At 39.5% G+C, this 12425-nt stretch carries 10 protein-coding genes; 3 read left to right on the top strand and 7 right to left on the bottom strand.

From position 1 onward, the window contains the following. Positions 1-101 precede the first annotated feature (101 nt). A complete protein-coding gene (locus OWEHO_RS02580) occupies positions 102-494 on the top strand; it encodes a GNAT family N-acetyltransferase (RefSeq protein ID WP_014200899.1) in 393 nt (130 codons plus the stop codon). 139 nt (positions 495-633) lie between these two features. Continuing rightward, the gene (locus OWEHO_RS02575) at positions 634-1821 is read left to right on the top strand and encodes a T9SS type A sorting domain-containing protein (RefSeq protein WP_014200898.1); all 1188 of its coding nucleotides are present in this window, start codon (positions 634-636) and stop codon (positions 1819-1821) included. Between the two features lie 157 nt (positions 1822-1978). On the opposite strand, the gene OWEHO_RS17725 is transcribed toward OWEHO_RS02575, so the two are convergent. The 7 genes from OWEHO_RS17725 to OWEHO_RS02540 form a co-directional block, all read right to left on the bottom strand. Beyond that, positions 1979-2602, bottom strand: coding sequence for a cupin domain-containing protein (locus OWEHO_RS17725; RefSeq protein WP_014200897.1), 624 nt, complete (start codon positions 2600-2602; stop codon positions 1979-1981). Continuing rightward, on the bottom strand, positions 2599-3051 hold the full coding sequence (locus tag OWEHO_RS17720) for an RNA polymerase sigma factor (RefSeq protein ID WP_014200896.1): 453 nt from the start codon (positions 3049-3051) through the stop codon (positions 2599-2601). The genes OWEHO_RS17725 and OWEHO_RS17720 overlap by 4 nt, the downstream gene beginning before the upstream one ends. Positions 3052-3231: 180 nt before the next feature. After that, the gene (locus OWEHO_RS02560; protein WP_014200895.1) at positions 3232-3741 is read right to left on the bottom strand and encodes a hypothetical protein; all 510 of its coding nucleotides are present in this window, start codon (positions 3739-3741) and stop codon (positions 3232-3234) included. Then, positions 3734-4288, bottom strand: coding sequence for a hypothetical protein (locus tag OWEHO_RS17715; RefSeq protein WP_014200894.1), 555 nt, complete (start codon positions 4286-4288; stop codon positions 3734-3736). The genes OWEHO_RS02560 and OWEHO_RS17715 overlap by 8 nt, the downstream gene beginning before the upstream one ends. A gap of 2 nt (positions 4289-4290) precedes the next feature. Further along, a complete protein-coding gene (locus OWEHO_RS17710) occupies positions 4291-4923 on the bottom strand; it encodes a G:T/U mismatch-specific DNA glycosylase (protein ID WP_014200893.1) in 633 nt (210 codons plus the stop codon). 20 nt (positions 4924-4943) lie between these two features. After that, complete coding sequence (locus tag OWEHO_RS02545; RefSeq protein WP_014200892.1) at positions 4944-8186, bottom strand: Eco57I restriction-modification methylase domain-containing protein; 3243 nt, start codon at positions 8184-8186, stop codon at positions 4944-4946. Positions 8187-8395: 209 nt separating this feature from the next. Beyond that, entirely contained in the window at positions 8396-8830 is a 435-nt protein-coding gene (locus tag OWEHO_RS02540) for a hypothetical protein (RefSeq protein ID WP_014200891.1), read from the bottom strand. Positions 8831-9113: 283 nt separating this feature from the next. Between OWEHO_RS02540 and OWEHO_RS02535 the strand changes: the two genes are divergently transcribed. Beyond that, positions 9114-12371 carry a PKD domain-containing protein gene (locus tag OWEHO_RS02535; protein ID WP_014200890.1) on the top strand — a complete coding sequence of 1086 codons (3258 nt, stop codon included), beginning with the start codon at positions 9114-9116 and terminating at the stop codon, positions 12369-12371. The last annotated feature ends 54 nt before the right edge of the window (positions 12372-12425 follow it).

Raw genomic sequence — 12425 nt, 5'->3', positions numbered from 1 at the left:
AAATTCACACTTACATTCAACTTTTATTGCCTTAACTCTTTTGTGGCATCTTAAACTTGTATATTTCTCTACTTTTATACGCTTCACTAAGCTTCATAATTATGGATATAATCATTAGAAAGTACCAATCCTCTCAGGACTATAACAAGCTTTTGGACATTATAATAACAGAAGGGAAAGAATGGGCCATGTACACCGAAAATCCAGGTAGGCCCAAGTATCAAAAGGCACTGGCAAACACTATTACCTATGTAGCTACTGCAGATGGCAACATATGTGGGTATTCAAGATCCATAAATGATTCAGGGCTTTATATTTGGGTAATTGATCTTTTAGTAAAAAGGGAATACAGAGGTCGATCGATTGGCAAACAGTTGATGGAATGCCTTAAACCCGAATACCCGGATCAGGATATTTTGGTAATGTCTGACGTAGACTACTATTATAAAAAACTGGGATACTTAAATGAGGGAAGTATATTTAAGGTATGCTAGACTAGCTTTTAATGTAATCCATCACTTACAATACTAACTAATAGATTTCGCATATTAAGATCCTTAAATGTATTTTATGAGACATTTTAAGTTCTTAAAATTGTATTACTTAGCATTTTTAATATAAAAATCACATTTTATGAATAAAGCATTACTAGCCACCCTCATCCTATTTTCCACCTCAATTTTTGCCCAAACGTGGGAGCAAAAGGCAGATGCCATAGTGGGTAGACACCACCCTATTTCATTTTCATTAAATGGAAAAGGCTACGCTATTACAGGTACATTACCCAGTGGACAACCTACCAAAGATGCTTATCAGTACAATCCTACAACTGATACATGGCTAACGATGCCAAGTTTTCCTGGTGCTGCACGTAGTTTTGGTATTGGTACCGTGACTAATGGTGTTGCTTACATGGGTTTTGGTTTCTCCACCTCACAATATTTAAGAGACTTTTGGAGTCTTGACTCCAATGGAACTTATACTCAACTAGCAAGTTGCGATTGTACAGGTAGAAGGCATCCAGCTATGATTGGTATTGGCGATAAAATATATGTAGGCTTGGGAGATGATGCATCAGGTGACCTTAGAGACTGGTGGATGTATGATATTAAGGCTGATAATTGGACTCAGATTACCAGCTTACCTAGCGCAGGTAGACATCACCCATTTATGTTTAATGCCGGTGGAGAAGTATTTGCAGGATTAGGTCATCGTGGAAATGTGATTTATGATGACTGGTTTAAGCTTGATACTGCTACAAATACTTGGACAGCAATGAATAAATTTCCTGGTGAAGCACGCGTAGCAGGAACACAATTTGGAATGCATGGATACGGTTTTGTATTAAGCGGAGATGGTGATAATCATGGCTATATGCCAAATGGAGAAATGTGGCGCTACAATCCGAAAAGTGATACTTGGACTCAGTTTCCTTCTCATCCTGGACAAAGTAGATGGGCTCCCGGAAGCTTTGTAATAGGTGATGATGTTTACTTTTTTGGTGGACTAAACCGATTGACCAATGTGTTTCCTACAGATTTATGGAAATTTGATATGGCAGCGGCCACCGTAAGCATGAATGAAGAAGTTCTTGCCAACACTTACGTTTACCCAAATCCAGCCACAGATATCCTAAAATGGAAAAGTGATGAAAGTATTACGGAAGTAAAAGTGTACAACACATTAGGACAACTAGTTTCGGCAAGTCCTGCAGAAGCACAAAGTTTAAACTCTAAAGAGTTAGACGGTGGTATGTACTTAGTTCAGTTTTATTCAAATTCAGAATTAATCAAAACCTCGAAGGTGTTGATTCAAAACTAAGAATACACTTCAGAGAATTTAATTTATACGAAAAAAGCGACTTATAGTCGCTTTTTTTTGTGTTCTAACTTTGCCTTTTGAACGTTTCATTTATTTTTTGAATTCTTAGTCAGCTAGGAATTTGGCTCGTTTAGAGGTCAACTTTATATCGAGTTTTCTAAGCCACATGAAGCAGCGCTCGCTGCATTATAAATTTGCAAGGTATATCGGAAGTCACCTTAGCGCTATGATTGGTATGAAGCGGAATTGACAAAAAGTCTCCTGGCTTTAAATAATGAGTTTCATCATCAATAGATACTTCACAAGTTCCTTCTACAATTAAAAAGCTCTCACGCTCATTACTATGTATTTCGGGTTCTAAACAATCCTTCGCCCAAACTATAGAGGTTGTACGGTCATCTGTGCTGCTTATGATTTTGGCATAAATGCTTTCTTTCACTTCTGCCAGCACCATGTCTTTACGGTTTAGCCAATGACTAAAATCTTCAATTGTTGACTTCTCGGTAAGTATAGGTGCGTCCAGAAATTTTTCCCCATTTCTGAGCCGTTCCATATAATCAGCAGCAGCCATTACCACGGTTTTTACCAAAGATGGAGGTTTAACCGCATTAGCTTTACCAAAGCTTTCTATGCGTTGATGAATTTGATTTAACTCCTCTGCAACCGCTGGATATTTTTCCTGCGCAGATTCTACATCTCTAATCTGATCATCGGTAGCCATACCAAAAACGTAAAGCTCCAATACACCAGACTCTATAAGTGCTGTTGATTTTCTGTTCATCCTTTCTGCGACCATTTTGTAGTTAATTCCGCATGAAGGGCTTGGCAAATTTCCTTTTCGCTCATTCCTAACTTTTCAGACGCTTGCGCCACGGTATATCCTCTTTGCAATACAAGTTCTAGTGCTCCGGCAGTTTCTTCAAGCTGTTGATCAAGTTTACGATCTCCCACCACTTTTAAAGAAAGATTTCTAGCAGTGCTCAACATCCAGGTACATAAGTTATCTGCAGAGCAATGCCCGTCAATCATATCCTTTCTTATTTTTATGAAAGTATCCTTCAGGACTTCCGCAGCAAGACGCTCGTCTTCTACAACTCTTGAGATAACTCCCAAAAGCAATGGAGCATAATTATCATAAAGCATTTCAAATTGCTGTCTATCGCCACTTTGAACGCCCGATATAATTACTCTGGCTTCTTGAGCATTTTTACTTGAATAGGAATTTGCCATATAGGGAAACAGTTGAGTACGAATTGATTTGAATTAGTAAACCACAAAGTACGTCAAAAGGTTTGATCTTTAAGATTTTATTAGCATTTGTAATACCATCTTTTTTCAGCCCTGACAGGTTGGTTTATCAACGCGATGCAGAGAAACCTGTCAGACTCCTAAAGCAAAGATTGGATTTACTCAATTGGATAAATAATCCCACCCTCCTCCTTTGCTAAAAGAACCAAAGGTGAAGCCACCGTCATCATTCCAGCAAGCGAGTAAATAGTTGTCACCTTCCTGTGCTATCGATGAACGTTCTACTATATCTTTAAAGTAGTTCATTCTATCCTCTACACTTTTAGCCTGAAAAATAAAAAGCCTTAGCTCTGCTCGTGCTTGTACCAGCTTGTAGAAATCATATTCTTGTTCATCCTTCCCAGTCTTCCACTCACTTTCTACCACAAGGTGAATTTTTTGAATATGGAAAATGCTCTGGGGTTCTGGAGTGCACCAAACCATATCATAAAGCCATTCATTCATGGTAGGCTCTATAATATTGGCATGGCCATAAACATGATAGTTGTTGCCATAAGCCAAGCTTGTTAGGGTTTCCATACAAGCCTTGGTATAATTAGCGTCTCCTCTAAATTCGATAGCGGCAGCTCTTTCGTTTATGCCCTCTAGAGATTTTATGATTTTATTAATCATACATAATCAACTGTGTTTTATATATACATAAAAAGTTCTCAATTAGAGCTGGTTCCATCCCATGCAACTCCTTCGGCAGGTTTTCCCGCAAGCAATATTTGTGACCCCTATTTCTTGGTAGATTCTTATAGAAATCTTTCCCTAACAGATTCTTAATTCCATCGCTAACTCCACTCTGCACGTACACCCTATCTGGAAAAACATTCATTTTAAACCCAATACGAAGCGCTGTATCATAAGACCACAATGGACCAAGGCCATGAGTGACGGAGGCGATAGAATCAGTGACTTGCTTCAACCCCTCAAAGGTTTTAGCTTTCCAAACTTCACTCTCCTTGGTCATCATAATTCTTAAACCCTCTTTACATTTTTCTTTGCCAACCCTTCTTTGATGTGAATCCATCTTGCCAATGTGAGTTTTTGCTAAGCAAGCCTTCTTCAATATTTCCTCAGTTGGTAAACCTTTGTAAAATTCTATCACTTTAAAACGCCAGCTAATATGATTACTCTTTAAGTATTCATCCACCATCATCTTTAGATTCGTCATGACTACTTTTTTTTCAGATTATCCATTGGGGTTATTTCAAACCTGTACATCTCTAATAATTCCTCAAAAGAACGTCTAGCAGCACCAGAAGTCGAATGCACAATAGTTACAGAGACTTTTCTTGAGTAATTTAAAATATTACATCGCTTTGGATTATTAGATCCATCAAGTGCGGATAATCTCAAAGGGCTGTTCAATTGACAATATGCTTGAAACCATCCCAAAACACTATTCTTACTTGTGCTGCTTGTAAAAATGAGTTTATTTATCGTGGGGGTTTCATCTAAAATTTTGAAAACATCCGTGAACTCCATTGGGAAAATATCGGCATCCAATGAACTATTACCATTTCGTAAAATTTTATTTCCAATATCTGTGATTCCCATGTTTAGCTTATCGAGTATATTTTTCCTTTCATGAACAGCTTCATCTCCTTCAAAATATTTTAGTTCATGAGTAGCAATAGCTGCTAGGACACGCCAAAAGGAATTATCAGTATTAGGGTAAAAGAAGGGATAGCTTCTTTTACTTGCTTCAGTAGGGAAAGTGCCCATAATAAGTTTTGTCGCACCATCTGGAATATACGAAGGCCATTCTAAAGTCTCCTCTGTGAAATTGGATTTAGTTTGATACATGGTTATTATGATTTGGTTAATTACGAGTTCTCCACAATCTTTATCTCCTCCTCAGTAAGCCCATAAAGTTCATACACCATTTGGTCTATCTCTTTGTCAATGCGGTTTATTTCGGCTTGCAGGGTGTTGGCTTTGTCTTTTTGGGCATTAAAGTAGCTCATCCACTCGGCCTCCTCGGCCAGGCTTAGCTTTACCTTGGCTTTTTTAAGCTCCGTCAAAAATCCCTCAAAATCTAAGGAGGGCCAGTTTTGGAGTTTCTTGGAGGGTTTTTCGATGGAGAATTTAGATTGGAGAAAACCAAGAACAGTATGCTGAATAGTTTGCAAATCTCTGGTTTTGTCCATTATCAAATCTACTTTCGATATAAACGACTGCTGAGCCTCAAGGTTACTCAAGGGCATGGGGAATGGTTCCAAATATTTTGTTTTAAATCTAAAGTATCCCCCTCTGAGCACGGCTCCTGTATTTTGGAGATAAAACCAAAGCAAGGAGGAATTTAAGATTGCCATCAAATACTTTTTATCTTGTTCTAACTCGTTCTTATCGACTAATAAATAGACCTGGGTATTGTGAAGTAAGCCTTCTTCATCTATGGTCATATTACCTCCAAAGGAGGTCTCAGGGGTAACTATTTTAGTTTTTTGGAAAAGGGAAATATCTCTAGACCTATGAAGGCTGTACCAGCATCTGGGATTGGTTTTATACCTTACTTTCTTTTCAATCAATTCTTCTTTGAATGGAAGCATATATTTATAGGCCAAAGGATATTTTTGTTGAAAATCTTCCTCTTCCAAAGGCACTGTCTTATTTGCTTTTTCATAATGAGGGTATAGTACATAGTAGCTTGGGGATAATGCCGAATATTTTTTGACATCCTCTCCTTTCAATAAGGGCTTCATCGCCCCTGCTTCTAATTCGATGTTAGCTTCTAACCTATCTGAATATCCAATAAAACTATTTCCCTGAATGGTTCCTCTCATCAGAAAGATATCATCACCAACAGAAACAATACCTTGACTAATCCAGTCAAATAGGTCTTTCACCGTATGCTTCTGTTTTTTCAATTTTAAAATAATATTGAAAATATCTTTCCCTTGTAAATCCCATTTATCAGAGGATAGGTCTGATACTCGCATTTGATTAAAACTAAAAGGATTGAAAAGCAGCATTGGCTCTATCTCTTTAAATTCAACTACTTCATTTTGATTAGAAAGACTTAAAATGCAGGTGTAAGTAGAAGCATCAGCAAAGACCATTTCAGAGCCAAAATGAATAATTTTTTCAACCGCTTTATTTACGGTAAGAAATCCACGAATACCAACTCCAAAATCACTAACTAAAAATTTGTGAGGGAGAATAAAGCTCACCTTCCCTGTATCCTTTATTAATCCATAAGCCTTTTCAATGAAGAGAACATAAATGTCAAATCTTCCTGTGGCACTATCAAAATTCTTTTCATAAAAAACTGACTCAACTTCAAAATTGGTTCTCAAACCCTGTACTCTTAAATAAGGCGGATTTCCAATCACCACATCAAACCCTCCCCTTTCAAATACCTGTGGAAATTCGTTTTGCCAGTTAAAGGCCAGGTCTCCCGCCACAGCGGAGTCATCTATCAGGCTGTTGCCCACTTTTATATTGCTGCTCAGGTTATTGAGCTTTCGGCCTTTTTTGGCAGTGCGCAGCCATAGCGAGAGGCGGGCTATCTCCACACTCTCCTCATTTATATCTACACCATATATGTTCTTTTCCAGTATGTGGTTTTCCACTCCCGGAAACTCAAAGGCATAGCCCAATAGCTGTGCTTCCAGTTCATCTACATAGCGGTGTTCGGCCATCAAAAACTCCAGGGCTTGGTTTAAAAAAGCGCCACTACCACAGGCGGGGTCGCAAATGGTAAGCTGCAGCAGCCATTCGCGGTATTCCTTTAACTGGGCATCCAGTTTTTTAAGGGTTGTCTTTTTTCGGCCTTTACGGTCTTTGGCAAACTCTTCATCATCAATACCAATGCTCTGTTTCTTTTCTTCGCACAGCTTGCCTACCGTGTTGTCCACTATGTATTTGGTAATGTACTTGGGGGTGTAAAATACCCCGTCCTTTTTGCGCTTGCTTTTGCTTTTATCTATTTCGGTGCCTTCCAGCTGGGCGCGTACATTTTCAATCTCGTTGAGGCTATGCTCAAATATGTGCCCCAGTATGTTGGTGTCTACCTCGCTTTCAAAGTCGTACTCCGTTAGCTTTCGGCAGTGCTTTTTTAGCAGTTCATCATTTATAATAAGGCCGTCCAGCAATTCATCATCGGCAAACAAACCTCCATTGTAAGCGTGTATTTCAAAAGCTTTGCCCTTGTGGCCGCTGTTCATGTAGCCGAAATACTTCTTTAGCCTGTCATACAGCGGGCGGTATTCATCCAGTTCGGTGAGCTTTTCCCATTGGCCAATTATCTGGCTAATACTGTTTGGCGGCAGTAGGCCCTTGTCTTCAGCAAAAAATATAAACAGAAAGCGGTCCAACAGCTTTTGGCTTTTCTTATACAGCAAAAGCTCGTCATGTTGTGGATTTTGCTTTACCATATCCTGCCACAGCTCTTGCTTAAAGGCGGAATAATCAGCATAAAGCTGTTTCGTAATTTTTTCTTCGGCCAGCAGGCTTTCCTCTTTCACCTTGGCGGGAATCCCACTAAGCAGGTTGTCTTTTTGCAGGAAAAGCCAAAGCAGAGAAAATCTTTCTGCGCTAAGCGCAAACAAGTTGAACTCCTCATGCTCCACTGCATTGTGGATGTAAAACCGCAACTTTTCAAAGTTGCTGGTAATTACATATACGCAGTCGGGCTGATTGTTTTTATAATTAAAGGCCTGGTCATTTACCTTGTCCAGGTCTTTGGTATCGGTGCCTTTAAGTTCTATTACGGCTAGGGCAGTTTGTCCGCTTTCCTTAGAAGAGTTCGAATTTCCTCCCCCGCCTGTGGCACCCCCCCCAGAGGGGGACAGGATGGCGCCATCGGTTTTCTTGGCGTCTTTTATGTTTTTGAGTTCGGTGGTAAGGTTATACCCCGGATTGGGGTTGATGGTATAGCCAAGTACATTTACAAAAAGCTCTCGCAGAAATCCTTCCTGAAACTGCTCCTCTTTGGAGTTGCGTATGTTTTCCTGTATTTCAGGATTATGAAAGTAGGTGGTAAATTTTGCGTAAGCTTCCTTTACGTGGGTTTTGTCTTGCGCTGAGAGGTATTTTTTGAGTACTGAGTTTTGAAAAAGGCTCATTAAGGGGTTGGCAGTTTTTAGTTGAAACTAGAAAAAGCATCGGCCTTTTCTTACAAACCACTAAATAACGAATTTCTGTAAATGAAACCTTGAAGCCTTGGGAAGTTTATATTCCAAGCTCAAAAAAACCTGTAATATCAAAACGGATTTTTGATAATATTATAAAAGCTCATGGAGATTTATGAGATAAACGCTCTTTGTATGAATCTTTATTTCTGCCCAAAAAGGTTTCGTTTCAAAAAACCACCAGGGTCACTGAAGAGTGATTCAGCTTCATAAGCCAATTTATCTATCACGGCAGCGCAAGAACTAGGAAGGGTTTTGGCACCACCTTTATCATAATTTTCGCTAAGGTTGCCGCTCCAGTTTTTGGGAACTACTTTTAGGGTCTGGCAATCCGTTCCGCAGGGGCAAGTGCCCGTCAGGATAATGTCAATTTTTGTGGTATCACCCAAGGCGGGCCTCACTTTGTTCATCACCATTTGGCGAGCGGTGCCTTCTCCAAAGTCTACGGCACGAAAGGTTACAACAGCTTTAAAACTTTCGAAGCCCTCTGCCTCTATACAAAAGATATAACTGGCCGGTTCGGCCATTGCCGAAAAAGCGATAAGCAATAGAATAACCGTGAATAGGCGCTGGAGCATGGTGATTTAATTAAGGGTTTGAATTTAGATAAATTTTACTGTTCCCAAAAAAAGAAAGAATGGCAAGAGCACTGTCTTACTCCATTTATCAAATCTATAAGAGACACCCCTTATGTTTCTTTGGCTAGCTCAATTCTATGGCAATGAGTATTAATGAGATGGAACCGAAAAAAATGGTTCTGTTCTATTTCGCTCAATCAGCAAAAATTAGCGCACAATAAGTTGCATACTGCACAAGGCGGTATATCAATGTTTAAAATATATTTTTAATAAAAATTGTAAGATGAAAAGCACAAAACTACTGTTCACCTTTCTCGTTTTCTGTACTCTTAATTTTATTGCACTTAGCCAAAATTGCCAAATAAAAAAGGCTCCATTTTTTGAGAATTTTGATAAAATTACTTTTAGCTCTGGCACAGCACAGAATGGAGGATCTATAGATAGTTGCTGGCAACGCAGCTCTGCAAACACCTATTATTGGAGGGTTGGTCCTGCTAGCAGCAGAACTCCAAATACAGGTCCTCAGAATGATCATACCACGGGTAATGGCAAATACATGTTTACCGAAATAAATGGTATAAATTATTATCCTATCACAACAGAGCTTAAGTCCCCATTAATAGATCTAGATACCTTAAATAATCCTAAACTAACCTTTTTCACCCACTTGTTCGGCCTGTCTATAGCATCATTTAAAGTGCATATAAACAATGGCTCTGGCTGGAATCTTGAGTACTCCATAACCGGTCCTCAGCAAAGTAGCAGGGCTGATGCCTGGGATAAAGTAACGATAAACCTAAGTAGCTACTTGGGAGATACCATCCAGGTAAGATTTACAGGAGAAAAGGTGCCCTATGCCCCTGGCCCTTGGGCTGAAACAGATATGTCAATTGATGACTTTAGAATCTCTAATGATACTGCATGTGAAACTCCCCAAAATCTTACAATAAGTTTTGAAACCGATGTAAAAGCTGGTATTAAATGGATAAGCGGTGGGGCAAACAATTGGAATGTAAGCTATGGTCCAACAGGTACCTCTGCTCAGAATGGAATTTTAATAAATACAGCAACTCCACATGTGATATTGTCTGGCCTTACTCCCTCCTCATCTTATGACGTATATGTGCGTGATAGCTGCGCACCGGGGCAAGTTTCGAGCTGGTTTGGTCCCATAAGTTTCATAACAGATTGCTCCCCTGTTTTAGCTCCGTTTATTGAAAATTTTGACAGCGCTAACTTTTCTGTGTATAATTCCTTTCCTCCTTGTTGGAAACGAAAAACGACTGGGGGCGATTTTTACTTTTTAGCTCGGCAAGGTCCAACATTCCACCCTTCAACCGGCCCTTCTGGTGATCATACTACCGGTAACGGAAGATATGTATTTTCAGTGAGAAGTGGTGGTTCGGGATCGCCCGTTTACGGAGCAGCTAGTTTTAAAACTCCCCTGCTAGATTTGAGTAATCTCACAAAACCAAGTCTCAGTTTTTGGTATCACATGTATGGTGCTGACATTGATTCTATGGCTGTATTTGTTGAAAGTAAAGACGTGAGTAAGAAAGTACTTTCCTTAATTGGTCAGCAACAGTTTTCCAATACCGATGCCTGGAAAGAAATGGAGATTGACTTATCCGGTTTTAAAGACGACACTATCGAAGTAGCTTTTACATCCTACAAATATGCGCTTACCGGTACCAAAACCAATGTTGCCATAGACGATATTGCAATAGAAGAAGCGCCTATTTGCCCAAAACCCTACGTACTTCATGCAGAGAAAATCACAGGAACCAGTGTAACCCTTGGTTGGAGTGCAGCGACTCCAAGTTCCTGGCAGCTTAAGTACCGACCAACCGCAAGCTCAGGAGCTTTCACTTTTATTTCTACAGCTAACAATCCCACTACAATTAATGGTTTAAGCCCAAGGACAGAGTATGAGTTCTACGTACGAGATAGTTGCATAGCTCCAAATACCAGCCAATGGGTAGGTCCCCTTGTTATTACAACAGATTGTCCACTTTATAACATACCATTTTATGAAAACTTTGATAGCACAGCATGGGTACCAGGAGTGAGTTTAAGTAACATAGGAAATGAGATTAGCCCATGCTGGAATCGGCCCGATAGCTTAGCACCTCATTTTGGTGTCATGACCGGGGCTACAACATCTACATCCACGGGCCCGGCTAATGGTAGCGGGGGAACTGGGAAGTATATTTATACTGAGGCATCAGGCACAAACTATCCAACCACAGGTGAAATTACCTCCCCCCAAATTTATATCAACCCGTTGAGAGTAAATCCAAGACTTCGCTTTGGCTACCATATGTATGGCTCTGATATTACATCTCTCGAAGTGGAAGTAGGAAATGAGAATGGCTTTACAAATGTTCATACTTTTACCGGTGCTCAGCAAACCTCATCGACTGCCCCATGGAAATATCATTTAGTGAGTTTGGCTCAATTTAGTGGAGATACAATTCAAGTTAAATTTAAAGGAAATTTTAGCGGATTTAATGGTGATGTTGCTATCGATGATTTTTTAGTGACGGCAAAACATTGCCCCTTAGTATCCACTTCATTTACCGATAGTATTCACTTTTTGCAAGCCAATTTTGTTTTAGATTCTACTAATTCTAACGATTCTCTGTATTGGGATTTTGGCGATGGAACCGACACTTCCATTGTAAACTCTTCACATGTATATGATACCGCAGGAACTTATACCGTTAAACTCTTAGCGTATAATAATTGTGGAAACGTAGACTCGACCATAAAAACTATAACTGTATGTGATAGCCTTTGGGCCGACTTCAATATAACTCAGGTGGGAGATACTGTAATATTTACCGCAAACCCAACCCCTGGTCAAACTATCTATTACTGGGATCTTGGAAATGGCAAAGACACTGTGGGCTCCGAGATAAAGTACTCCTACCAAAATCATGATTCGGTAAAAGTAGGATTGACCGTGGTAAATATTTGTGGTGATAGCGTCTCATTGTTTAAAGTCGTTAGACTGTGTCTTCCTCCGGAAGCTCTTTGGAGCTATCACATTGTAAGTACAACTTCATCTGGCATGAAGGTTCAGTTTGATGGAACAAACTCTAAAAATGCGGTAATCTACCATTGGAGTTTTGGGGATGGTGACACTGCTATTGGTGCCATGCCTCTACACACTTATGTTACCCCTGGCTTACACTATAAAGTGATTCTTACCGTAAAAAACAGGTGCGATCAACAAAACCTGAAGAGCGGAAAACTGAGCGAAATCGGACTTCCGGAATTAAAACTTGAATCCTTACTTGATTTATTTCCAAATCCATCTAACGGCAAGTTTACTTTGACCTGGACTTCTAATGAGGTACTCATTAAATCCATTCAATTAATAGATATTTCCGGAAACCCACTATATAGACAAGAAATCAATAAAGAACAAAATGGTATTATCAATATAGATGTATCACAAATCCCAAAAGGAAACTACGTTTTAAAGATTCAAACTCTTTCTGGTATTGTGAATAAACCAGTGGTTATAAGCCCTTAGCACTGTTAAAGCCAGACAGCTTCTTATTCGCTTTGCTGATAAACCTGTCTGGCT

This window comes from Owenweeksia hongkongensis DSM 17368 (assembly GCF_000236705.1).
GTDB classification, from domain to species: Bacteria; Bacteroidota; Bacteroidia; order Flavobacteriales; family Schleiferiaceae; genus Owenweeksia; species Owenweeksia hongkongensis.
The sequence above is the reverse complement of the archived record's forward strand: the minus strand, read 5'-3'. Positions and strand labels throughout refer to the sequence as shown.